Here is a 22,765-nt window from a genome sequence, read left to right as displayed (position 1 = left end):
TCCTGATCAAGAGGGAAAGGCGGGGGTGTGAAGGGCCTCAAGGCCGCGCTGCGCCATGGCCACGCTGAGCGCGCCGACCTCGGCCGCGTTGTCGGCCACGGCGTTGCCGCGCTGGGCGCGCGCCGCGATGCCTTCAAAAATGACGGCCCAGCGCATGAACGCAAAGGCCCAGTGAAACGGCGCGGGCAAGGCGCCACCGCCGATGGCGCACTGGTAGTGCGCCAGGTACTCCTGCTCGCTGGGAATGCCCAGGGCTTGCAGGTCCAGCCCGCGGATGCCGCCGAACTCGGTGGGCAGCGTGCGCCAGGGCACGGTGTTGAAGGCCACGTCGGCCAGCGGGTGGCCCAGGGTTGACAGCTCCCAGTCGAGCACCGCCACCACGCGCGGCTCGGTGGGGTGGAACATCAGGTTGTTGAGCTTGAAGTCGCCGTGCGCGAGCGTGGTGGTGTCGTCGTCGGGCATGTGCGCGCCCAGCCAGGCGATGAGCTGGTCGATGGCCGGGTTCTCGCGCGTTTTGGAGAGCGCCCACTGCTGCGTCCAGCGGCGCAGCTGGCGCTGGAAGAACGGCCCTTCCCGGCCGAAGTCGGCCAGACCGGCGGCGCGCCAGTCCACCCGGTGCAGCTGCGCCAGGGTCTCGGCCATGGCGAGGTAGATGGCGCGGCGCTCGGTGGGCGCCAGGCCCGGCAACGCGTTGTCGGCAAACACGCGGCCTTCCACCCGGTCCATCACATAGAAAGGGGTGCCGACCACCTCGCTCCCTGCGTGGTACAGCACGGTGGGCGGCACCGGCAGCGCGGTGCGGGCCAGCGCCCGCATCACGCGGTACTCGCGGTCCACCGCGTGCGCCGAGGGCAGCACATCGCCCTCGGGCTTCTTGCGCAACACCAGGCGGCGGTTGTCAAAGTCCACAAAAAACGTCGGGTTGGACTGGCCGCCGCCAATGGCCTGCAGGCGCATGGGTCCGGTCAGCGATGGCAGCTGCGCGCGCAGAAAAGGATCCAGACGCGGGGCAAATTCGGGCGTGTTCACGGTCATGGGTTGCGCCTCAGAATGCGGCCGACACGTTGTCGCTGCCCGATGAAGGCGGATCGCCGCGCTCGCCACGCAGGCCGCACCAGACCAGGCGCAGCATCTCCAGCATCATCAACAAGAAGGCCAGCGGCATCATCACCAGCACCGGCCAGATGGGCCAGAAGTCGGCGCCGATCTGCATGGTGCGGTCGTCCAGAATGCCTTTCCAGGTGAAGCGCAACACGTACCACATCACCACCGCGTACACCGCCAGTTCCACCAGCCCCACGAACACCTGCACCGCGCGGCGCAGGCGCGGCGGCAAGGCCAGCACCACCGTGTCAAAGCGCGGAAAGGTGGCTTCGCGGTGCGCCATGGGCACGGCCCAGAAAACGATCAGCGGGAAGGCCACGCGCTCGATCAGGTTGTAGGCGCCGGGCAAGATGTCTTGCTGCAGCACATAGCGACCCACCACGCTGATGACGGTGATGACGATCATGGCCAGCAGGCACACACCGGCCCCGACGGAGGCCATGCCGCCCTCGATGCGGCCCAGGGTTTTGTAGAAGTTCATGGGGTGCTCGTTCATGGGATGTGGCTGGGCAGCCAGGTGACCAGGCCGGGGAAAACCAGCATGGCGGTGGTGACGATCACACCCGCCGCCACGGCAAAGAGCGTGGCCGGGCGGAACACCTCGGCCACGGGAAAGCGCGCGGCGCTCGCCGCCGCATACACAGAGAGCCCCACCGGCGGTGTGAGCAAACCCAGGGCGATCATGAAAGAGGCCATCACGCCGAACCACAGCAGGTCGATCTGCGCGGCCTGCAGCAGCGGCAACAGCATGGGCACCAGCAGCACGATCACCGCGGCCGATTCCAGGATCATCCCGGCCAGGAAGAAGAGGCCCATGAGCAGGGCCAGCAGCAGGTAGGGCTGGTCCAGAATGGGTTCGAGCAGCGCCACCAGCTCGCGCGGCACGCGCGAGAAGGCCAGGAAGCGCGCCATGATCTGCGCGCCAATCACCAGCATCATCAGCATGCCGGTGACCTTGGCCGAATCGCTCATGGAGATCGCGATGTCCTTGAGCGTCACCCGGCGCATGGCCACCATGCCCACCAGCGCGGTGAAGGCCCCGATGGCGCCGGCCTCGGCCACGGTGATGATGCCGCCGTAGATACCGCCAAACACCACCGCCATCAGCAGCAACACGAACGCAAAGGCGTGGAGGCTGCGGCGAAACAGGCGCGGGTCTTCGTGCTCGTCGAGTTTCACGCCGTCCACCGCACCGGGCTTGACCTCGGCAAAGCAACGGATGCACACCACATAGACCACCATGCACAGCAGGCCCGGCCCGACCAGGCCGATGAACAGATGGCCAATGGGCACCATGGTGATGGAGCCGTAGATGATGACGATCAGGCTCGGCGGAATCACCGCCGACAGCGAGCCCGACACCGCCGCCAGGCCCACCGCGAAACGGCGCGTGTAGCCCACCCGCTCCAGCTCCGGGCCGGCCAGCGTGGCCAGCGCCGCCGCACTGGCCGAGCCCGAACCACACACCGCGCCCAGCAGCCCCCCGGTGAGGATGGTCGCCACGCCCAGCGGGAAGCGCTTGTAGCCCGAGAGCCGGTGCGCCACGCGGAACAGGTCCACGATCACGCCGCCGCGCAACAGCAGCTGCGCCATCACCAGGTACAGCGGGATGATGGAGAGCGAGTAGATCGACGCGGTATAAAAAATGTCGGGGCCGATGATGCCGTCGAACACGCGTGGGCCGATCCAGAGCGCCACACCGACCACGCCCGAACCCAGCAGCACGGTGGAAACGTTTTGGCCCAGCAGCAAAAAGATCGTGAACCAGGCGCCAACGGCCCACAGGATCAGGGATTGAGACATGTCACTTCGCCAGGTACTCGGCCACGCCGTCGGGCACCTTGCCACCTTCGGCCTGCACCAGCGAAGCCCACAGCCGGGCCGTGGCCTTGGCCGGGTGGCCCTTCTTCTCGGTCTGCTCGATCCACTGGATCCAGGTGTTGGCCGAGGCCTTGGCGATGTGGGCCTGCATGTCGGCCGGCAGCGCGGTGATGGCCACGAACTTGCCGCCTTTTTTCTCGGAGGTGTCGCGCACCTCCACGTCTTGCCTGTCGATGCCTTCCGCGTTCTTCATGGCGGTTTCGCGCGCGATGCGGTCCCAGGTCTGGCGCTCGCTGGCCGGCAGCTTGTTCCACAGGTCTTCGGTGGTGGCAAGGTAACTTTCCCAGTGGCCAATGGACACGCCGGTCACGGTGTACTTGATCAGGTCCTGGAAGGAATACGACTTCCAGTCGCCCACCGACAGCACCAGGCCGTTGACCGTGCCGCGCGACAGCGCTTCGTAGGCCTGCGAGGCCGGCATGGTGACCGGCGTGGCGCCCAGCTGCTGCAGCACGATGGTGTGCATGGCCGAGCCGGCGCGCAGCGGCAGGCCCTTGAGGTCGGCCGGCGACTGCAGCACCTTGCCGGTGGTGGAAATGGCGTAGGGGGCGGTGGCGCCCAGCGGCCAGGCGCGAATGCCCTTGTCGGCAATTTCGTACTGGTAGAACGACTTGTCGCCCTTGATCTTGGCCGGCGAATCCATCAGCTTCTGGAACGCCCGGGTGACCGACACCGCGCTGGTGTTGTAGGTGGGCAGCTGGGTCACGTCCGACAGCGCAAAACGGCCTTCGTGGTAGGGCGCGAGCAGCGGCGCGGCCACGTCGATGGTGCCGCCCTTGAGCGCGTCGAGTTCGCGGCCCACGGCCACCAGTTCGCCCGCGTAGAAGCGCTTGAACTTGGTGGCGGTGCTGGCCTCAATGGCGTTGGCAAACGGGTCCATGTGCTGGCCGACCCAGAAGTGGGCCTTGGGAATGCCGGCCGAGATGGTGAGGTCGGCGGCCACGGCGGCGCCAAGGGCGCTCAGGGCGAGGGAAGCCACAAGGGTGCGGCGCGCGGTGCGGTTGAACATGTCTGTCTCCTGTCTTTTGAGGGTTCGTGTGCGCCGGGTTCGGTGAGCCCCGAACGCACCGCCATGGTCCGGCACGCCCGCCCCGCCACGGCCCCCCCGAATCGGGTGGCTAGGGTATTCCCGGCCACCCACCCGCAAGCGCCCACGCAGCGCAGACAATGCCCACCCATGTCCACCACCACCCCTGCACCACGGCCCGCGCTCAGCGGCGCGTCCAACTTCCGCGACCTCGGCGGCCTCACTGGCCTGGACGGGCGGCGCGTGCGCACCGGCCAGGTGTTTCGCTCCGACCACCTCGGCGCCCTGAGCGCCGACGACCACCGCACCTTGCAGCCGCTGGGCATCACGCACAGCATCGACTTTCGGGGCGTGGCCGAACGCAGCGCCCTGCCCTCTGCCCTGCCCGGCGCCACCGCCGTGTCGCTGGCCATCGAACCCACTGTGGTGGTGCAGGTGCAGGCCCTGCTCGCGCGCGGCCAGGTGCCCACCGAGGCCGAAACGGTGGCGCTGATGTGCCGCACCTACCGCGCCTTTGCCCACGCCGCCGCGCCCACCTACGCGCGTTTTTTCCAGCACCTGCTGGCGCACCCCACGCCGCTGGTGTTCCACTGCACCGCCGGCAAAGACCGCACCGGTTTCGCCGCCGCCTTGCTGCTGGGCGCGCTGGGCGTGCCGCGCGAGGCGGTGATGGCCGACTACCTGCTCACCAACCAGCTCTACCGGCGCAGCCCGCTGGTGCAGGCGCACGGCCCGGCGCATGTGATGGACGTGCTGTGGCAGGTGCAGCCCGCGTTTCTGAACGCCGCGCTCGACACCATCGACACCGATTTCGGTGGCCTGGCGCGTTACCTGGAAGGCCCCATGGGCCTGGGGCCGCAGGAACGCGATCGCCTGTGTGCCCGCTTGCTGGAAGCCTGAAGCCCCGGCGGCGAAGCTTGAACGATCTCACACCGAGCCCACCAGGCCCAGGTCGCGCGCCCGCGCCACCGCCTCGTCGCGGCCGGTCACGCCGAGCTTGCCGTAGACGTTTTTCAGGTGCCACTTCACCGTCTCGGGCGACACGCCCAGCGCCTGCGCAATGCGTTTGTTCGACATCGCATGGGCCAGGGCGCGCAGGATCTCCTGCTCGCGCTCGCTCAGCACGTCCTTGAGCGGCACCGCCGGGCGCGGCGCCTGCGGCCGGTGCAGCCCGGCCTGCGCCTGCAACTGCTCCACATAAAAGACCAGCATGGGGTCTGGGTGGGGCGTCTCGCGCAGCGCTTGCTGCACCAGCGCCATGAAGTCGTCGCCCAGGTCCAGCAGGCTGCGCACCAGGCCCTGGCGCTGCGCTTGTGGCAGCAACTGCGCGAGCAAGGCCATGGCCTGGTCGCGCTGGCCCACCCGCGCCCACAGCAGGGCACGCAGGCCGTGCGCGCTGCTGCGGTCGCGCCGCAGCATGCTCGGGTCGTCCGGCCCGCACAGCGGCTCCAGCGCGGCCAGTGCGCCCCGGTCGTCGTGCCCGGCCGCCAACACCTGGGCCGTGGCCAGCGCCGACAGCCCCACAATGCGCACGCTCGTGGCGCGCGGATCGCCCGCGTGCCGCCGCGCCAGCGCCTGCAGCGCGTGCAGGGTGTGGTGGGCCGCGGCCGCGTCGCCCATGTGCAGCTGGGTGCGCACGCGCTCGATCAGCGCGAAACCCAGCGCCCGGTCCACACCGCGCCGCTGGGCCAGGTCTTCCAGCCGCTCCAGGCCTTCGAGCGCCTCCATCGGGTTGCCTTCCAGCCGGCGCAACCGGCTGCGCACCACGGCGGCGGTGATCACCGCGTCGGGCAGCGCCACGCGCTCAATGGCGTCAAAGCGCGGCTCCAGCAGCTGGTGCAGTCCGGGGAAGTCGTTCGTTTCGTAGAGCACCGCGCTGAGGAACGCGGCCGCGTTGCAGGCGGGTTCGCAGTAGGGGCCGAGCGCGCGCTCGGCCTCGGCCAGCGCGTCGCGCAGGGCCGGTTCGGCGCGCCGCATGTCGCAGGCGTGCAAATGCGCGAAGCCGTGCAGGGCCTGGCTCATGAGCGCACCAAAGGGCGAATCCAGCAGCGCCGAGCCGTCTTCGCGGCTGGGCACCGGGCCTTGCAGCACGGCGTGCGCCTGCTCAAAGTCGCCCAGGTGGATGCAGAGCCAGCCCAGCAGGTTGCGCCGCCCGCCCGTGAGCACCGCGTCCCCGCCCTGGCGCAGGGTCTGCAGGGCGGGCAGCAGGGCCTGGGCGGTGGGAATGTCGTCTTCCTGCAGCGCCAGTGAAAACGCCAGCAGGCACCAGTGGGCCTGCGCTTCGGTGTCGTGCGGGCGCATCTGCGCACGCAGCGCGGCCAGGCTTTCGTGGCAGGCCGGGAACTGGCGGTAGCACAGCTGCGCCCAGCCCAGCCACAGCAGCAGCGAACCGCGCTCGCGCAACACGGCGCGCGGCAGCTCGGCCACCGCGCGCACCAGGCGCTGCAGCTCGCCGTTGAGGAACAGCTCGCGCGCCCAGCGGTCGAGCCAGTCGGCGGCCTGCGCCAGGTCGCCGCCGGCCACCGCGTGGTGCACCGCTTCGCGCAGGCGCTTGCGCCGGCCAAACCACTGGCTCAGCGTGGCGTGGGTGCGGCGGCGCTCGGCCTCGGGCCAGCGCTCGAAGCGCTCAAACAGCAGGTCGCGAAACAGCGGGTGGAAGCGGAACCAGCCCTCGCGCTCCATGCCGTCCAGCGGCATCAGAAACAGGTGCTCGCGGCGCATGCGCTCCAGCAGCGCCGGGCCCATGGCGTCGCCGAGCAAACCGTCCACCAGGGCCTGATTGAAACCGCGCGCCGCCGCCAGCCGCGTCATGGCGTCGAGTTCGGGCAGGTCGAGTTGCGAGAGCACCTCGCGGTTGAAGTAGGCGGTGAAGTCGTGCGGGTTTTGCACCGGCGCGGCGCGGCCCAGCCGATCGGGCTGGCGCCGGATGTCCAGCGACACCAGTTGCAGCCCGGCGATCCAGCCGTCGGTGATGTCGTGCAGGCGCCGCGCATCGCGCTCGGGGTGGTCGGGGTGGCGGCTGCGCACAAAGGCGCGCACCTCGTCCAGCGCAAAGCGCAGGTCGGCAAAGTCCAGCTGCATCACGGCGTCGCGGTCGCGCAGGCGCGAGAGCGACAGCGGGGGCACGCTGCGCGACACCAGCACCAGGTGGAAGTTGGCGGGCGCCACGTCGAGCCAGATCTGCAGCAGCGCGTGGGCACGCGCGTCGCCGATGTTCTGGTAGTCGTCGATCAGCAGCACCAGCGGGCGCGGGCGCTGCATCAGGCTGCGCAGCACGGCAATGGCGATCGGGTCGGGCGAACGCAGCTCGCCGTCGCGGTTGTAGATGAAGCGCGCTTCGCGCGCGATGTCCGGGTCGACCCGGTCGAGGGCGGTGAACAGCGCGTCCAGCAGGGCCTGCGTGTCGTCGCCGGGCATCACCGTCATCCAGGCGACCTCGTGGCCAAAGCCCAGCGCCTGCGCGCGCCACTGCAGCGCCAGCGTGGTCTTGCCGCAGCCGGCCGGGCCGAGGATCAGCACACAGGTCTTGTGGCGCGCCTCGGCCAGGCGCGCCAGCAGCCGCGTGCGTTCGATGCTGCCCGGCTCCAGCCGGGGCAGGGTCGTGGGGGTTTCAAGCGGGTTCATGGGCCATGTTCAATGGGTACTCAGACAGGGTTCACGCGGTCGGCTGCGAGCGCCTTTCGTCCAAAACGACGATGGTGCCGCGCCGCGCCTGGCCGTAGGCTGGCGTTTTGACCCCCTCACAGGAGACGCCATGGGCACGCACCGCACCGTTCAACAACTTCACAACCTGCGCGGGCGCAGCGCGCTCATCACCGGCGGCTCGCGCGGCCTGGGCCTGCAGCTGGCGCACGCGCTGGGCGAAGCCGGTGCGCGCCTGCTGATCAGTTCGCGCAAGGCGCCCGAGCTGGCCGAAGCCGCCGCCGAGCTGCGCGCCGCCGGCCACACGGTGGACGTGTTCGCCGCCGACGGGCGCGACGATGCGCAGGTGATGGCGCTGGTGGAGCACGCACTGGCCACGCTGGGCCACATCGACATTCTGGTGAACAACGCCGGGGCCACCTGGGGTGCCCCGGCTGCCGAGCACCCGATGGACGCCTGGGACAAGGTGATGGACCTGAACGCGCGCAGTGTGTTCTTGCTCACGCGCGAGGTGGTTCGGCGCAGCATGTTGCCGCGCGGCCAGGGCCGCATCGTCAACATCGCGTCGGTGGCGGCGCTGGGCGGCACCGCGCATTCCATGCAGGCCGCGGCCTACCACGCGAGCAAGGGTGCGGTGGCCAGCCTCACGCGTGCCCTGGCCTGCGAATGGGGGCCGCACGGCATCACGGTCAATGCGATTCTGCCGGGCGTGTTCCCGAGCAAGATGGCGCAGCACATGCTGGCGCCCAGCGTGCTGGCGCCCATCGTGGCGAACGTGCCGCTGCGCCGCATCGGCGACGACGAGGGTTTGAAGGGTGCGGTGTTGTTGCTGGCTTCCGACGCGGGCAAGCACATCACCGGCGTGCTGCTGCCGGTGGATGGCGGGGCTTCGGCGGTGGTGGGCATCTGAGAGGCTGCGCGTCTTTCGCTCAGCCTCTGAGCGCCAACCACCCGGGCCCACGTGCTCAGGCCGTGGGCAACCTGTGGTCGCGGTACTGCTCACGCAATTTCGTCTTGAGCAACTTGCCGGTGGCGGTGTGGGGCAAGGCATCGACGAACAGCACCTCGTCGGGCAGCCACCACTTGGCGATGCGCGCGCCCAGGTGGTCGATCAGCTCCTGGGGCTGGACGCTGGCACCCGGCCGGCGCACCACGAGCAGCAGCGGGCGCTCTTGCCACTTGGGGTGCGACACCCCGATCACCGCCGACTCGGCCACACCCGGGTGTGAAGCGGCGGCGTTTTCCACATCGATCGACGAGATCCACTCGCCGCCGGACTTGATCACGTCTTTGGCGCGGTCCACCAGTTGCAAATACCCATCGGGGTCGATGGTGGCCACGTCGCCGGTGGGGAAGAACCCTTCTTCGTCCAGCACCAAGCCGCCCTCGCCCTGGTAATAACCGCTGGCGATCCACGGGCCGCGCACATACAGGTTGCCAAAGGCCACGCCGTCCCAGGGCAGCGCCCGGCCGTCGGCGTCCACGATCTTCAGGTCCACGCCCCACACGCCCCGGCCCTGCTTGAGCTTGACCTTGACCAGCTTCTCCGGGTCCATCCCGGCGTGCTTGGGCAGCAGCTTGCTGATGACGCCGATCGGGCTGGTTTCGGTCATGCCCCAGCCCTGCACCACCTCGGCGCCGAACTGGTTCTCAAAGCGCTCCAGCACGGCGCGCGACACGGCCGCCCCGCCAATGCCGATGCGCTTGACGCCCAGCGAGCGCGGGTCGAGCTGCGGGTGCTTGTCCAGGTGCTGGAACAGCATCATCCAGACCGTGGGCACGCCCTGCGAGAAGGTCACTTTTTCGTCGCGCATGAGGTTGTAGACGCTCTCGCCGTCCAGGTGCGGGCCGGGCAGCACCAGCTTGGCGCCCACCATGGCCGCCGCGTAGGGCGCGCCCCAGGCGTTGGCATGGAACATGGGCACGATCAGCATCAGCGTCTCGGCCGAGCTGATGCCGAAGGTGTCGGGCGCCAGCTCCATCAGCGTGTGCAGCAGCGTGGAGCGGTGCGAATACAGCACGCCCTTGGGGTTGCCGGTGGTGCCCGAGGTGTAGCACAGCGACGACGCGCTTTTCTCGTCGAACTCGGGCCAGGTGTAGTCGGTGCTCTGCGCGTCCAGCAGCTCGTCAAAACACAGCAGGTTGGGCACGTTGATGGCCGGCATGTGGGCGCGGTCGGTCATGGCGATGAAGGCCTGCACCGACTTGAGCCGGGGCGCGAGCTGCTCCACCAGCGGCGCAAACGTGATGTCGAAAAATAGCACGCGGTCTTCGGCGTGGTTGACGATGTAGTCGATCTGCTCCGGGAACAGGCGCGGGTTCACGGTGTGCAGCACCGCGCCGCTGCCCGAGACGCCGTAGTACAGCGCGAGGTGGCGGTACGAGTTCCAGGCCAGCGTGCCCACGCGCTCGCCCTGCTGAATGCCCAGGCCCTGCAGCGCGTTGGCCACCTGGCGCGAGCGCAGGCACACGCCGTGCCAGTTGGTGCGGTGCACCGTGCCTTCGGGCAGGCGCGAGACGATGTCGGTGTGGGGGTGGAAGGTGGCTGCGTGCTCGATGAGCGAGGAAATCAGCAGCGGGCGGTCTTGCATCAGGCCATGCATGGGGTGTCTCCAGAAATCAAACGGATCACCCGCACAAGCCGTTCTGGTGGGTCCCCCAGAGCCGCCGTGCGGGTGTGTGTGGGGGTTTCAGCCGCCAAAGATGGGGCCAAACGCCTCGTAGGTTTTGCCGTTGAAACGCTGCAGCGTCTTCTTCTCGATCGGATAGTAGTCCGTGGGCGAGGTCTTGATGTCGATGCCGGGGTACAGCATGGGCGGCGTGAAGTTCAGGTTGGCGGCCTGCTTCATCACGTTCTCGCGGGTCAGGTTGTCACCGGCCTGCTTGAGCGTTTGCACGATGGTGGCCGCGGTGACGTAGCCGATCACGTTGAGCGTGTCGTACGGGTCGCCTGCGGGGTAGTACTGTTTCATCACCGCGAGGTACTCGTCCACCGCCTTGTTGCCCTTGCCGGCCGGGTCGTCGGCACCCAGCAGGTAGGTCGAGGTGATGATGCCCACCGCGTTCTCGAAGCCGGCGGGCTTGAGCACCGAGTTCATCGACTGCGACACGCTGGAAACGTAGTGCGTGGGCTTCCAGCCGATCTCGGCCGCCTTGCGGATGGCCTGCGCCGCGAACTTGGGCGTGGAGATGTTGAAGAAGGTGTCGGCACCCGAGGCCTTGAACGACACCATCTGGCTGTCGATGGTGGGGTCGGTCACTTCGTAGGTCTGGAACGAGACGACCATGGTCTTGGCCTTGTCACCCAGCGCGTCCATGAAGCCTTTGTGGAAGTCTTTGCCGAAGTCGTCGTTCTGCATCAGCACGGCGATCCTGGCGCCGGGGTTGTTTTGCAGAATGTGCTGCGCGTAGACCTTGCCCTCGGCCTGGTAGGTGGGCTGCCAGCCCATGGTCCAGGGGAAGGCCTTGGGGTCGCCAAAGCGGGTGGCACCGGTGGCCACAAACAGCTGCGGCACCTTCTTGGCGTTCATGTAGCGCTGCACCGCGATGCCGTGCGAGGTGCCCAGCGAGCCGACCATGGCCAGCACCTCATCCTGCTCGACCAGCTTGCGCGTCTGCTCAACCGATTTGGCCGGGTTGTAGGCGTCGTCGGCGGTGATGAAGTGGATGCGCCGACCGTTGACACCGCCGTCGGCGTTGACCTTCTCGAAGTAGGCCGTCATGGCCTTGCCGATGGTGCCGTAGGCCGAGGCCGGGCCGGAATACGGCACCAGGTTGCCGAGCTTGATCTCTTTGTCGCTGGCGCCCGGGTCGTACTGCTTCTGCGCGTGGACCGAGAAAGGCAGCAACGCGGCCAGCACGAGGCCGGCACCGAGCTGGAGGGACCGGCGCAAGCCGGCGTTGTGAGTCTGGGGCATGAGAGTCTCCATAAGGGGGGTGGCCAAACGAGCCGTGCCCTGCGTTTGTGTTCACGGCAGTGGCTTCGGCTCGGGTTCCATCGTATGAAGGCCCTCCACCCGGGGCATCGTCGGAACTGACGATATTGGCCGGGCGCCGTCAGCGCGGCGCAAACACCGGCTCGCGCTTGCCCAGAAACGCCCGCACGCCCTCGGCAAAGGCGGGCCGGTCGATCAGCTCGCGCTGGCGTTCGGCTTCGCTGCGCAGCTGCTCGGGCAGCGTTTGCCGCCCGGCCTGCTCAAAGACCACGCGAACCTCGGGCGCCGCGTGGGCCGGCAAGGCGGCCAGCCGCTGCGCCAGCGCGAGGGCCTGCGCTGGCAGATCGGCGTCGTCCACACACCGCCACACCAGACCCCACTGCGCGGCCTGCTCGGCCCCCAGGCGCTCGCCCAGCAGCGACAGGGCCACCGCCCGCGCACGGCCCACGCTGCGCTCCAGAAACCAGGTGGTGCCCAGGTCGGGCACGATACCCAGCCGCGGCATGAAAGGCAGGTAAAAGTAGGCCGAACGCGCGGCCAGCACCACGTCGCCCGCCAGCGCCAGGCCCACACCGGCGCCCGCGCAGGCGCCGTTGACGGCACTGAGCACCGGAAACGGCAGGCTGCGCAGGTCTTCAATCAGGCGGTTCGACAGGGCGTGCATGGTGTCGGCCGTCTGCTGGCCCAGGCTGCCGTGTTCGGGCGGCGACATGGACGCCAGATCGGCCCCGACACAAAAGGCCTTGCCGCTGCCGGTGAGCAGCAGCGCGCGCACCGTGCGGTCTTCGCGCAGTTCGGCCAGGGCGTCGCGCAGCGCCTGCTGCAACGGCAGGGTGAGCGGGTTCAGCCGCGCGGGCAGGTTCAGCCGCAGCAGCGCCACCGCGCCGTGGCGCTCGCGCAGCAGCACCGGCTCGGCGCTCATGGCGCCGCCCTGCGCCGCTGCCAGCGTGCGGCGGTGCTGCGCAGCAAGCCCACCACACCACCGGGCATGGCGAACATGATGGCGATCAGCACCACGCCATACACCGCCCACGGCGCGGCCTTGGAAATGCTCTCGGCAAAACTGGGCACGAACATGATGAACAGCGCGCCGAAGACCGCACCCCACAGCGTGCCCAGGCCGCCCACCACCACGCCCACCAGCAGCGAGATGGAGAGAAACAGGGTGAACGAGTCGGGCGACACAAACTGCACCGCAATCGCCGACAGCGCACCGCCCACACCGGTGAACGCGGCCGAGATGCCGAAGGTCATGGACTTGTAGTGCGGGTTGTCCACCCCCATGGCCTCGGCGGCCATGGCGTGGTCGCGGATGGCGCGCATGGCCCGGCCACTGCCGCTGGAGAGCAGGTTGTGCCCGATCACGAACATCACCACCGTGACCGCCAGCGCGTACAGGAACAGCCACTGGTCTTGCGACAGCGGCAGGCCAAACGGTGCGTCGGGCTTCATGAGCACGATGCCGCCCACGCCACCGGTCCAGGCCTCCAGGTGTTTGTATTTCAGCAGCTGCGGCATGGCCACGGCCAGCGCGAAGGTGGCCAGCGCCAGGTACAGGCCTTCGAGCTTGAGCGCGGGCCGGCCAAAGAGGTAGCCCACCACCAGGCAAGCCACCCCGGCTGCGGGCACCGCCAGCCAGTACGGCAGGCCGCCGTGCTCCATGGCAATGGCGGCGGCGTAGGCGCCCAGCGCGAAGAACGCGCCGTGGCCCAGCGAAATCTGGCCGTTGTAACCGGTGAGCATGTTCAGGCCCAGCAGCGCAATGGCGTAACACAGCACCATGGTGCCCTGGAACAGCTGGTAGCCCTTGAGCACCCCGGTGAGTGCGGCCAGCAGCAGCACCAGCAGCACGACCCAGGGCCAGCGGCCGCGCGACGTGGGGATGGACGGGGCCTTGGGCGTGCGCGCCGACAGCGCGTGGGCAACGTTGGGCATGGGAGACGAGTGGCTGGATGGCATGGTTCAAACCCGGGTGACGATGGTCTTGCCCAGCAGACCGGACGGTTTCACGATGAGCACAACGATGATCAGCACCAGCGCCACGGACAGCTTGAGTTCCGTGCCCACCACGTAGGTGCCCAGCAGGTTCTCCAGCACACCGACGATGAAGCCGCCGAGCACGGCGCCAATGGGGTTGTCGATGCCGCCAATGAGGGCGCCGGCAAAGGCGTAGAGCAGCACGCCGGTCATCATGTTCGGGTCCAGAAACACCACCGGCGCAACCATCATGCCGGCCACCGCCCCGATGGCGCCGGCCAGGCCCCAGCCCAGCATGAGCATGCGCCCCACGTTGATGCCCACCAGCCGCGACGAGGCCGCGTTTTGCGCCGCAGCGCGCATGGCCAGGCCCAGCGGCGTGAACCGCAGAAACACGAACAGCAGCGACACCATGCCCAGCGCCACCACGATGGCGCCCACCTCGTGCGCCGACATCAGGCTGCCGCCGTACCAGGCGTCGGCCGGGAACGGGCTGGGAAACGGCTTGATGGTGTAGCCAAACAAAAAGCCCGCCAGGCTGTGAAAGATCACCAGCAGGCCGATGAAGACCACCACCACCGAGAGCACCGGCGCGTTGTGCATGGGCCGGATGACCGCGAACTCGATCACCGCGGCCAGCACGAACGACAGCACCACCGTGATGGCGAAGGCGCCCCAGTACGGGAAGCCGGCCTGGATCAGCGACCAGGCGATGAAGGTGGAAAACATCGCCATTTCGCCCTGGGCAAAATTGATGTGGTGCGTGGCCTGGTAAATCATCACCAGCGCGAGCGCCACGCTGGCGTAGATGCCGCCGGTGGCCAGGCCGGCCAGCAGTTGGTGCAGAAATTCGTTCATGGGCGTGGTCTCTTATTCACCGAGGTAGGCGCGGCGCACCGCGTCGTTGCGGCGCATGTCGGCCGAGGGGCCGCTGAGCACCACGCGCCCGGTCTCCAGCAGGTAGGCGGTGTCGGCCAGGTCGAGCGCGAGTTTGGCGTTTTGCTCCACCAGCAGGATCGACACCTTTTCTTCCCGGTTGATGCGCTTCATGATCGAAAAAATGTCTTTCACGATCAGCGGCGCCAGGCCAAAGGAAGGCTCGTCCAGCAGCAACAGGCGCGGGCGGCCCATGAGCGCGCGGCCAATCGCCAGCATCTGCTGCTCGCCGCCCGACAGCGTGCCGGCCTGCTGCGTGGCGCGCTCGCGCAGCCGGGGAAAGTAGCCGTAGATGCGCTCCATGTCGTCGGCCACGCCGCTGCGCGTGCGCCGCGAATACGCGCCCAGGTGCAGGTTTTCTTCGGTGCTCAGGCCCATGAAGGTGCCGCGCCCGTCGGGCACATGGCCCACGCCGAGCTGGGCAATCTGTTCGGTGGAGCGGCCGTCGATGCGTTCGCCGGCCAGCGTCACCGAGCCGCTGGCCTGCACCATGAAGCGGCACAGGGCGCGCAGCGTGGTGGTCTTGCCGGCGCCGTTGGCGCCCAGCAGCGCGGTCACCTGGCCTTCGGCCACATCCAGGTCCAGGCCCTGCAGCACCTGGGTGGCACCGTAGCGGGCGTGCAGGCCGCGCACTTCGAGCAAATGGGTCATGGCAGTGCCTCTTGTGCTTGTGCTTGTGCTTGTGCTTCTTCGGCTTCGTCCGCACCCAGGTAGGCGCGGATCACCTCGGGGTGGGCGCGCACCTCGGCCGGGGTGCCCTGTGCGATCTTTTTGCCGAAATTCAGCGCCACCACCCGGTCGGAAATCTTCATCACCAGGCCCATGTGGTGCTCCACCAGCAGCACGGTCACGCCCAGGCGGTCGCGGATCTCGCAGATCAGCTGGCCCAGGCCTTCCAGCTCTTCGTGGTTGAGGCCGCAGGCCGGTTCGTCGAGCAGCAGCAGCTGCGGCTCGCAAGCCAGGGCGCGCGCCAGCTCCACGCGCTTTTGCGTGCCAAACGGCAGGTCGGCCACGGTGCGCTCGGCCACCGCCGAGAGCTGCAGAAAGTCCAGCAGCGTCTCGGCGCGGGCCTGCGCCTCGGCCTCGATGCGCGCCGCCCCCGGGAGCCGAAAAGCGTTGCGCAGCATGCCCGCGTGGTGCTTGCTGTGGCAGCCCACGCGCACGTTGTCGCGCACCGTCATGGAGTGGAACAGCGCCAGGTTTTGAAACGTGCGGCCCATGCCGATACCGGCCATGCGGTGGCGCGGCAGGCGAGAAATGGTCTGGCCGTTGAACGCAATGCTGCCGGCGTTGCAGTCGTACAGGCGCGAGAGGCAGTTGAACAGCGTGCTCTTGCCCGCGCCGTTGGGCCCGATCAGGGCGCAGATTTCGCCACGGTGGATGTCGAACGACACCCCGTCGAGCGCGACGATGCCGCCAAAGCGCACGGTGACACCCTGCACCTGCAGCAGGGGACGGGTTTTCGGGTCGCCGTGATCGTTGTCATGGGTCATGCTTCGATCCCTGGGTTGTTCAAGGGGTTGTTCAAGCGGTTGTTCAAGCGGTTGTCGGGGTCTGTTGGCGCCGTGCGCCAGCGGCGGAGCCGGTTTACAGCCGTTCGATGACGGTGACGTTGGCCATGCCGCCGCCCTCGCACATGGTTTGCAGGCCATAGCGCTGGCCGCGCGCGCCCAGTGCGTGCACCAGCGTGGTCATGAGCTTGGTGCCCGAACCGCCCAGCGGGTGGCCCAGCGCGATCGCGCCACCGTTCACATTGAGGCGGTCGGCATCGGCGCCCAGCGCCTTCAGCCACGCCAGCGGCACCGAGGCAAAGGCCTCGTTCACCTCGTACAGGTCGATGTCGCCGATGTGCATGCCCGCCTTCTTCAGCGCGCGCTCGGTGGCGGGAATCGGTGCCTCCAGCATGATCACCGGGTCGTGGCCCATCACCGTCATGTGGTGGATGCGCGCCAGCGGCTGCACACCCAGCGCTTTCAGACCGCGTTCGTTCACCACCATCACGCCGGTGGCCCCGTCGCAAATCTGGCTGGCGTTGGCCGCGCTGATCACGCCGCCTTCTTGCAGCAGCTTCACGCCCTGGATGGACTCGAACGTGGCCTCGTAGCGGATGCCTTCGTCCGTCCTGTGGATCTCGGCCGTGTCCAGGCCCTGGGCATCGCGCACCGGCAGCGGCAGGATTTCGGCGTCAAACGCGCCGGCCCGTGTGGCGGCGATGGCGCGCTGGTGGCTCAGCAAGGCGAAGCGGTCCAGGTCTTCGCGGCTCAGGCCGTATTTGCTCGCCATCATCTCGGCGCCCACGAACTGGCTGAACGCCACCCCGTTGTAGCGGCGGTCGATCGCCGGGCTTTGGTAAAAGCCCATGCCCGCCTTCTGCGCCAGCGACGAGGGACTGAACATGGGCACGCGCGTCATCGACTCCACGCCCGCCGCAATCACCACGTCCATGGTGCCCGACATGACCGCCTGCGCCGCAAAGTGCACCGCCTGCTGCGAGGAGCCGCACTGGCGGTCCAGCGAGGTGCCGGGCACCGAATCGGGCAGCCGGGAGGCCATCACCGCGTTGCGCGCCACGTTGGTGGACTGCTCGCCCACCTGGCTCACGCAGCCCATGATCACGTCTTCGACCAGCGCCGGGTCGACCCCGGTGCGGTCCACCAGCGCATTGAGCACCTGGGCGGCGAGTTCAACAGGGTGCCAGCCAGCCAGGCGGCCACCTCGGCGCCCCCCTGCGGTACGGACGGCACAGACAATATAGGCTTCAGACATAAGAGACGCTTCGTGGATTGGGTGGAAGGTGAAAGGGTTGCGGCCATTCTGTGGGGCGCCTGCGGCAGGGGCTTCGTCGGAACAGACGATTTTCAAAAGCCCGGTAACGCGCACACTGAACCCACCCGTTTTGAAAGGCCCCCACCATGACCGAATCGCCCCTGCTCCAGAGCCGCCCCCAACCCGGTTGCGCCGTGCTCACGCTGCACCGCCCCCACGCACTCAACGCGCTCAGCGCCGCCTTGCGCGCCGAGTTGGTGGCGGCGCTGCAGGCGCTGGACCGCGACGACACGGTGCGCGCCGTGGTGCTCACCGGCGCGGGCAAAGCCTTCTGCGCCGGGCTGGACCTGCGCGAACTCGGCACCGAGGGCGTGCCCACCCTGGGCGGCGCCAACGACCCGGTGCGCGCCATCACCGCCTTCAGCAAACCGCTGATCGCCGCCGTCAACGGCGCGGCCGTCACCGGCGGCTTTGAACTGGCGCTGGCCTGCGACGTGCTGCTGGCCTCCACCAGCGCGCGCTTTGCCGACACGCACGCCCGCATCGGCGTAATCCCGGGCTGGGGCTTGTCACAAAAACTCAGCCGCCTGATCGGCCTGCCCCGCGCCAAAGAAATGGCCTTCAGCGGCAACTTCATCAACGCCGCCACCGCCGAACGCTGGGGCATCGCCAACCGCGTGCTCAGCCCCGACGAACTGCTGCCCGCCGCCCTCGCCCTGGCCGCCGACATGGCCAGTGCCGAGCCCGGCATGCTGCGCGCCTACAAACGCTTGATCGACGAAGGGTTCGGCCTGCCGCTGGGTGAGGCAATGGTGCTGGAAGCGCAGCGGTCGAAGGAATGGGCGGCCGCGCAGACACCGGAGGCACTGGAGAGGCGGCGGGCAGCGGTGCAGGAACGGGGGCGGGGGCGGGGGCGGGGGCAGGCGGGGCAAGGCTAACGCCGGGCCGCCGCATTGGCTCATCTGTCTGACTGCTGACGACCCGGAGCGGATTTATCCCGACACGGGCTCATTGCCGGGAAGCCGCCCGTTGCCAGAGAGGCGCATGCACTCGATTTGCGCTGAACCTCATCAATTCACCTGTGGTTGCCAAGCGAAACAATATGAGCGTGCCAGCCAGAAGGTCAGATTGCGCGAGACTATGATCCCCGCGAATGCAGAACACACGAGAACGCAAGGCTGAAGGCGCTTTCACCCCTTGGGTCGCCGGCTTCACTGTGGCCGGAGCAGTCCTTTTCATGGCGCTCGCCGCCGCGTGGCATTGGCCCACCCCGGAACTTGCGTTCCTATCCGACAACTCGCCCGTCTCGTGGCTGTCCAGCGCGCAGCTGTGGACCATCGCCCTCTTGTCACTGCGCCTCGGCGCCGACCGTTCTCTGCCCGTTCTCACCTCCGCATGGATGGCCGTCGCCATGATGCTTTTGGCATGCGACGAACAGTTCATGTTCCACGAGCATTGGAAGTATGGTTGCCACCAATGGTTCGATGCCTGTCGCAACCACCATTGGATGACCGAAGCGCCCATCCTGGCCGTGGCCATTGCGGGCGCGGCGACGGTCGCGCACTTGCATTGCCTGCTTCGTGATCGGGGCTGCCGCCTGTGGCTCTGGTCATCACTTACGGTGGCCAGCCTCGCGATCCTGGTGGACCTCACTGGCTGGCCGCCGAACCTGGCGCGCTTGGAAGAGGCGCTCGAAGTGGTGGCGGAAGCGCTTTTCGCCGGTACCTTGCTCGGTTGGCGCAGGGGCGTACCCATCACCGATCAAGAGCACTCGGCGAAGTAATCGGAGTCCAAAAGGAACCACTCGCCGCCGATGTTCGCGAAAACGACGCGGACACCGAGCATGTCGCCCCCGCTTCCTTCGCGCAGCATGCCTTCCCATACGGCGAGGTCCGGCACACCGTCGCCTTCGACGTCCACGTCGTGCATGAAAATTGTCGTGAAAGCGTTACGCCCATGCTGTTCGTTTGGCTGAGTGACCAGCTTTCGAGCTGCCGTTGTGATTTGTACTTTTTTGAAAGGTATCGGCTCGGCAACGTGTAGCCAAGCGAGTGGATGCTTGACCCGCGGATAGCCTGACAGGGATCGCGCCATCGCGCGCGGCTTGAGGTTGAACCCTTCGCTGCACGATTCCTCCGCGTTCACGTCAAACTTCCACGAAATGACCGCTTCGCGCAGCTCCGCAAGCCCCCTGCGGCCAATCGCATACTCGAGCACGGGCTTGTCCAGAGTGACCTCGAACGAGCCAACATCCCAGCTGCCTTCCACAAATGGGTCGTTGTGGCGCGGATGCACCCACTTCGGACCACTCAGCACCTTCAATCTTTCAACGATGCCGAACTGCGCACTGAGTGCTTCGACGTCACTGACCGCAGGCGCCAATTCGCCCTGGTGCTTGAAGAATGAGGGCCTCGCAGGATTTAGCCGCGCAATGCGAACCATCGACGCCACCTCATCCGGCACCCATTGCCCGCCCGATAGCTGGATTGACGCGTATTGCACATCGACACTCGCGTCCACCCTCTGCTTCAGTTCGCTCCAACGGGTGAGCATCGGACGGCGCTCAGGCGCCGCAACGATGCCCACCTTCATCACATTTTTCATGGCCTCAAATTCAGGGATGGCATAGCGCACAGGCGCGGGCTGATTGCCCGAATATGCGACTGAAAACCAGCCAGGCCGCTCCTTCTCCTGTTGCTCTTGCGTGAGCATGGCGCTCCAGAAGTTTTCGCCAGCCTCCAGCAGCCGCCTCATGGAAGGCGCAAGCCAGAACGAACGTTGCGCCGAATAATGTGGGTTGGCCTTATCCTCAGCCATCGTCGGCGACCCCACCTCCGCCAGCGAAACAGCTTGCGTGCCGAGCAGGGCGCAGGCCACAAAGCCTCGCACTTCGGGCGTTTTCGCCGTCACCTCACACCAGTTGCCCTGCTTCGACAGCAGCGCCACTTCCGTGTTGACGATCAGCCGATCGACGATGGTGCTGTTTGCAGCAGCCTCCGCGCGCAGATTGACCCATGAGCCCTGTATCCACAGTATTTCGGCCGCTCGCGCGTGACCGATGGAAAGCGCAATCGCCACCGCCGTAGCCGCCAAAACACTTCGATTCATCCAATGCTCCGTCAGTTTCATTCCAACCAGTAGCGTGCACCCGCCGACAGAATATCGGCACCATACAAGGTCTTGCCGCCCAATATCTGCATCGGCACGCGATTTTCAGCGAACGGGATGGCTGACCTGGTGCGAGACGTGCGCGGCGCCGGGCTCCAGGCGCTCGCATCATCCACCCAACGCCACACGTCCTCCAGAAAACCGCCCGTGCCGGTGCGCAAAAGGAAGATCGAGCTCGGCGCCAGCGCCGGATGCTCCACAAACACAAGTCTGCACATCGCTTCGTCTGCGCTGTGGCCACAGGAGGTACCTGGTGCACCTTCCGCAGGGGACACACCCTCAGGTAACGGTATCGTGCGCCATTGACCGCCCGACACGGTCGACTGCTCGATCAGCCAGCGACCGACCTCTGATGCTGCGGATTTCGCTGCCGGCTCGTACCAACCCAACGTCATCACCCGGCCATCGTTCCGCACGATGGCACTGGTGCTGCCGGCGCGGCTCGGGGCGCTCGCAGCCCAATGGCCTTCGCGCAGAACTTCAAAACGGTGCGCCGGCGTCAGCGGCCCAGTGCCGTAAGAGCGCTCCTTGCACGCGGCGCCCTGGCAATCGGCATCGACGGCCTGGATGGACTCCGACTGCGCCGCGCCTCCAGCGACAACGACGCGGTCATCAGGCAGCACACGGAAGGTGCCGCCGCGTCGCGCGAAAATTGCAGGTGGCAAATTGCGTACCTGCCCGCTGATCGGCTCCACGAGCCAGCCAGCGCCGTCAGGGTTGAGCAGAACAGCCTCGCCCCTCAGCACACCAGCGAGCTCAGCCCGGGCAAGTCTGTTGTCGTTCAGCGTTGTCCAGGTGTTGCGCTTCAGGTCAAGTACGGCAAGGAAACCGCGGGAATCAAACTCCAGCGAGCGGCCATCTAAGCCCTGAAACGGTTGGTCGTACACCGCGCCGTTCGCGATGGCCTTCACGACGACATGATCGTCATCCAGCCACTGCGCCTTTCCGGTGAACATGGGATGCGGCAATGGCGGCAAAGCCCGCACGGTGCCAGCTGGCAAGTCAACCAGTTCTGCCACCGCACTGGCTTGAATGGTGCCTGTAAAGAAATGGAACGACTCCCAGCCGCCAGCCACGAACACGCGGTCAGCCCGCTGGGCCACAGCGGCCTCGCGCCTCGTAAGGCCCACGCTCGAGGCCCTTCGCTCGCCATCGCCCTGCCAGGCAACTCGCTCCGTGCCGAACTCATACCGGCAGCACCGGTTGGGCTGCATACCGCTCGACACGAGCACTTCCTGGTTGCTCAGAGCCTGCACGACGCCACCCATACGAGACTCCGACAGACTTGCAACGGCTTGCCAGTCCGGCGCGTAGGTGCCGTTGCGGGCGCGCAGCAACTGCACGTGCGGGTGCATGCCTCCTGCCACCAGTAGCGATCCGTCCGGTAGCGCCGTAGCGGAAGGCCGTTCAGAAAGAAAGGTGCTGACTCTCAACGAGAGCGGCAGTGGCGGCAGGGGTGACCAGTTGCCGTTGGTTGGGTTCCAGATCTCCGCCCCGTGAGAGGCTTGCTCGCGTGCACCCACCTTGTCCCTCTGCACCGGCCATCCGTTGCCGGCGACAAAGGCGCCGCCATCGGGGGTAGCAGCCAATGCACCATGCATCCGCCCCAAACGCAGCGACCCTGTCTGCACCCAGCGGTCACTGGACGGGTCGAACAGCCATGCCTGGTCCGTTGTCCCATAGCCAGCCAAGAGCAACACGCGGCCGTCACGCAGCCGCGTTGCCGCAGCACCGTGATTGAACTGCGGCGTACCGTCGACGCGTTGGATGGCCAGGCGGTCGAGCCCTTGCCTGCGGATGCGGAACGCCGCCCCTCGTGTTTCGCCACGCACCTTACGCAGCAGCAACAGGTCGCCGTCGGCCAGGCCAATCGCGATGTCCTGCGAACCCTCTTCGTACGTCGACAGTCCACGCGACGTGGCCGGGATCGGGAAATCCACCTGCGCAAGCTTGCCGTCGCTGCGCACATGAGTCACCTTGTGGCTTACGACCCAGATGCCACTGCCGTTCACAGCAAGCACGTGCCGCGGCAGGAGTCCTTTCCCATCGCGCGGCGGCAAAGGCAGCGGGTGCGTAGTGACCTTGCCGCTCGCCCAATGGCGACGCTCGACTCGCAACTCCCAACCAACGTCGAACAAGAAGACCATCTCGTCGTGGCCGACCGCCACAGGATCGGCCAAAGGTGCTGGGTGATAAATGAACACCGCGTGTGCTGCCTGTAGCTGCAACAACGCGAGGCCGCACGTGAATACCAACAAGATTTTGCGGATAGTCTGCATCTGGGAATTACGAATGCTGAGAAGGGAAAACGTCAATGGTATTGAGCATC

General features: G+C 67.4%; 19 protein-coding genes. 4 read left to right on the top strand and 15 right to left on the bottom strand.

The genetic code is table 11. The features are described 5' to 3' along the window. Positions 1–6: 6 nt before the first annotated feature. The 4 genes from Q7J58_RS03065 to dctP are packed head-to-tail and all read right to left on the bottom strand — an operon-like array spanning position 7 to position 3,994. Complete coding sequence (locus Q7J58_RS03065; RefSeq protein WP_304823251.1) at positions 7–1,035, bottom strand: phosphotransferase family protein; 1,029 nt, start codon at positions 1,033–1,035, stop codon at positions 7–9. Between the two features lie 10 nt (positions 1,036–1,045). Next, positions 1,046–1,600: a TRAP transporter small permease gene (locus tag Q7J58_RS03060; RefSeq protein WP_304823248.1), complete on the bottom strand. Its 555-nt coding sequence runs from the start codon at positions 1,598–1,600 to the stop codon at positions 1,046–1,048. After that, entirely contained in the window at positions 1,597–2,907 is a 1,311-nt protein-coding gene (locus Q7J58_RS03055) for a TRAP transporter large permease subunit (RefSeq protein ID WP_304823245.1), read from the bottom strand. The genes Q7J58_RS03060 and Q7J58_RS03055 overlap by 4 nt, the downstream gene beginning before the upstream one ends. Position 2,908: 1 nt before the next feature. After that, positions 2,909–3,994 carry a TRAP transporter substrate-binding protein DctP gene (gene dctP / locus Q7J58_RS03050; RefSeq protein ID WP_304823243.1) on the bottom strand — a complete coding sequence of 362 codons (1,086 nt, stop codon included), beginning with the start codon at positions 3,992–3,994 and terminating at the stop codon, positions 2,909–2,911. Between the two features lie 168 nt (positions 3,995–4,162). On the opposite strand from dctP, the gene Q7J58_RS03045 reads away from it, so the two are divergent. After that, positions 4,163–4,912, top strand: coding sequence for a tyrosine-protein phosphatase (locus Q7J58_RS03045; protein ID WP_304823240.1), 750 nt, complete (start codon positions 4,163–4,165; stop codon positions 4,910–4,912). Between the two features lie 27 nt (positions 4,913–4,939). Here Q7J58_RS03045 and Q7J58_RS03040 read toward each other — a convergent pair whose 3' ends face one another. Further along, the gene (locus tag Q7J58_RS03040; protein ID WP_304823237.1) at positions 4,940–7,636 is read right to left on the bottom strand and encodes a LuxR C-terminal-related transcriptional regulator; all 2,697 of its coding nucleotides are present in this window, start codon (positions 7,634–7,636) and stop codon (positions 4,940–4,942) included. A 130-nt stretch (positions 7,637–7,766) separates the two neighbouring features. Between Q7J58_RS03040 and Q7J58_RS03035 the strand changes: the two genes are divergently transcribed. After that, complete coding sequence (locus tag Q7J58_RS03035; protein WP_304823234.1) at positions 7,767–8,564, top strand: SDR family oxidoreductase; 798 nt, start codon at positions 7,767–7,769, stop codon at positions 8,562–8,564. A gap of 55 nt (positions 8,565–8,619) precedes the next feature. On the opposite strand, the gene Q7J58_RS03030 is transcribed toward Q7J58_RS03035, so the two are convergent. From Q7J58_RS03030 to Q7J58_RS02995, 8 genes are all read right to left on the bottom strand, one after another. Continuing rightward, entirely contained in the window at positions 8,620–10,257 is a 1,638-nt protein-coding gene (locus Q7J58_RS03030; RefSeq protein WP_304823231.1) for a 3-(methylthio)propionyl-CoA ligase, read from the bottom strand. Positions 10,258–10,344: 87 nt separating this feature from the next. Then, positions 10,345–11,571, bottom strand: a complete 1,227-nt coding sequence (locus tag Q7J58_RS03025) for an ABC transporter substrate-binding protein (RefSeq protein ID WP_304823229.1) — start codon at positions 11,569–11,571, stop codon at positions 10,345–10,347. Between the two features lie 139 nt (positions 11,572–11,710). Then, the gene (locus Q7J58_RS03020; protein WP_304823226.1) at positions 11,711–12,511 is read right to left on the bottom strand and encodes an enoyl-CoA hydratase-related protein; all 801 of its coding nucleotides are present in this window, start codon (positions 12,509–12,511) and stop codon (positions 11,711–11,713) included. Beyond that, on the bottom strand, positions 12,508–13,524 hold the full coding sequence (locus tag Q7J58_RS03015; protein ID WP_304823223.1) for a branched-chain amino acid ABC transporter permease: 1,017 nt from the start codon (positions 13,522–13,524) through the stop codon (positions 12,508–12,510). Before Q7J58_RS03015 ends, Q7J58_RS03020 begins: the two co-directional genes overlap by 4 nt. A 27-nt stretch (positions 13,525–13,551) precedes the next feature. After that, entirely contained in the window at positions 13,552–14,424 is an 873-nt protein-coding gene (locus Q7J58_RS03010; RefSeq protein ID WP_304823220.1) for a branched-chain amino acid ABC transporter permease, read from the bottom strand. Positions 14,425–14,436: 12 nt separating this feature from the next. Continuing rightward, complete coding sequence (locus Q7J58_RS03005; RefSeq protein ID WP_304823218.1) at positions 14,437–15,153, bottom strand: ABC transporter ATP-binding protein; 717 nt, start codon at positions 15,151–15,153, stop codon at positions 14,437–14,439. Beyond that, positions 15,150–15,995: an ABC transporter ATP-binding protein gene (locus Q7J58_RS03000; protein ID WP_304823215.1), complete on the bottom strand. Its 846-nt coding sequence runs from the start codon at positions 15,993–15,995 to the stop codon at positions 15,150–15,152. Before Q7J58_RS03000 ends, Q7J58_RS03005 begins: the two co-directional genes overlap by 4 nt. A gap of 94 nt (positions 15,996–16,089) precedes the next feature. Continuing rightward, positions 16,090–17,268 (bottom strand): acetyl-CoA C-acetyltransferase, encoded by a 1,179-nt coding sequence (locus Q7J58_RS02995; protein WP_304823212.1) that lies wholly within the window; start codon positions 17,266–17,268, stop codon positions 16,090–16,092. Positions 17,269–17,414: 146 nt separating this feature from the next. On the opposite strand from Q7J58_RS02995, the gene Q7J58_RS02990 reads away from it, so the two are divergent. Continuing rightward, positions 17,415–18,206, top strand: coding sequence for an enoyl-CoA hydratase (locus tag Q7J58_RS02990; RefSeq protein ID WP_304823208.1), 792 nt, complete (start codon positions 17,415–17,417; stop codon positions 18,204–18,206). Positions 18,207–18,421: 215 nt separating this feature from the next. Next, positions 18,422–19,051, top strand: coding sequence for a hypothetical protein (locus tag Q7J58_RS02985; RefSeq protein WP_304823205.1), 630 nt, complete (start codon positions 18,422–18,424; stop codon positions 19,049–19,051). Here the strand turns inward: Q7J58_RS02985 and Q7J58_RS02980 are convergent. Together Q7J58_RS02980 and Q7J58_RS02975 are read right to left on the bottom strand one after the other, a co-directional pair. Further along, positions 19,030–20,376: an SH3 domain-containing protein gene (locus tag Q7J58_RS02980; RefSeq protein ID WP_304823202.1), complete on the bottom strand. Its 1,347-nt coding sequence runs from the start codon at positions 20,374–20,376 to the stop codon at positions 19,030–19,032. The two genes, Q7J58_RS02985 and Q7J58_RS02980, sit on opposite strands and share 22 nt — an antisense overlap. A 17-nt stretch (positions 20,377–20,393) precedes the next feature. Continuing rightward, complete coding sequence (locus Q7J58_RS02975) at positions 20,394–22,715, bottom strand: kelch repeat-containing protein (RefSeq protein WP_304823200.1); 2,322 nt, start codon at positions 22,713–22,715, stop codon at positions 20,394–20,396. Positions 22,716–22,765 lie beyond the last annotated feature (50 nt).

The organism is Hydrogenophaga sp. (genome assembly GCF_030656115.1).
GTDB lineage: Bacteria > Pseudomonadota > Gammaproteobacteria > Burkholderiales > Burkholderiaceae_C > Hydrogenophaga.
Note: the sequence above shows the minus strand (reverse complement) of the source record. Positions and strands in the feature narration are given on the sequence as shown.

Coding starts and splice junctions, on each gene's coding strand:
- Q7J58_RS03065 (WP_304823251.1), bottom strand. CDS start 1,035: ATGACCGTGAACACGCCCGAATTTGCCCCGCGTCTGGATCCTTTTCTG.
- Q7J58_RS03060 (WP_304823248.1), bottom strand. CDS start 1,600: ATGAACGAGCACCCCATGAACTTCTACAAAACCCTGGGCCGCATCGAG.
- Q7J58_RS03055 (WP_304823245.1), bottom strand. CDS start 2,907: ATGTCTCAATCCCTGATCCTGTGGGCCGTTGGCGCCTGGTTCACGATC.
- dctP (WP_304823243.1), bottom strand. CDS start 3,994: ATGTTCAACCGCACCGCGCGCCGCACCCTTGTGGCTTCCCTCGCCCTG.
- Q7J58_RS03045 (WP_304823240.1), top strand. CDS start 4,163: ATGTCCACCACCACCCCTGCACCACGGCCCGCGCTCAGCGGCGCGTCC.
- Q7J58_RS03040 (WP_304823237.1), bottom strand. CDS start 7,636: ATGAACCCGCTTGAAACCCCCACGACCCTGCCCCGGCTGGAGCCGGGC.
- Q7J58_RS03035 (WP_304823234.1), top strand. CDS start 7,767: ATGGGCACGCACCGCACCGTTCAACAACTTCACAACCTGCGCGGGCGC.
- Q7J58_RS03030 (WP_304823231.1), bottom strand. CDS start 10,257: ATGCATGGCCTGATGCAAGACCGCCCGCTGCTGATTTCCTCGCTCATC.
- Q7J58_RS03025 (WP_304823229.1), bottom strand. CDS start 11,571: ATGCCCCAGACTCACAACGCCGGCTTGCGCCGGTCCCTCCAGCTCGGT.
- Q7J58_RS03020 (WP_304823226.1), bottom strand. CDS start 12,511: ATGAGCGCCGAGCCGGTGCTGCTGCGCGAGCGCCACGGCGCGGTGGCG.
- Q7J58_RS03015 (WP_304823223.1), bottom strand. CDS start 13,524: ATGCCCAACGTTGCCCACGCGCTGTCGGCGCGCACGCCCAAGGCCCCG.
- Q7J58_RS03010 (WP_304823220.1), bottom strand. CDS start 14,424: ATGAACGAATTTCTGCACCAACTGCTGGCCGGCCTGGCCACCGGCGGC.
- Q7J58_RS03005 (WP_304823218.1), bottom strand. CDS start 15,153: ATGACCCATTTGCTCGAAGTGCGCGGCCTGCACGCCCGCTACGGTGCC.
- Q7J58_RS03000 (WP_304823215.1), bottom strand. CDS start 15,995: ATGACCCATGACAACGATCACGGCGACCCGAAAACCCGTCCCCTGCTG.
- Q7J58_RS02995 (WP_304823212.1), bottom strand. CDS start 17,268: ATGTCTGAAGCCTATATTGTCTGTGCCGTCCGTACCGCAGGGGGGCGC.
- Q7J58_RS02990 (WP_304823208.1), top strand. CDS start 17,415: ATGACCGAATCGCCCCTGCTCCAGAGCCGCCCCCAACCCGGTTGCGCC.
- Q7J58_RS02985 (WP_304823205.1), top strand. CDS start 18,422: ATGCAGAACACACGAGAACGCAAGGCTGAAGGCGCTTTCACCCCTTGG.
- Q7J58_RS02980 (WP_304823202.1), bottom strand. CDS start 20,376: ATGAATCGAAGTGTTTTGGCGGCTACGGCGGTGGCGATTGCGCTTTCC.
- Q7J58_RS02975 (WP_304823200.1), bottom strand. CDS start 22,715: ATGCAGACTATCCGCAAAATCTTGTTGGTATTCACGTGCGGCCTCGCG.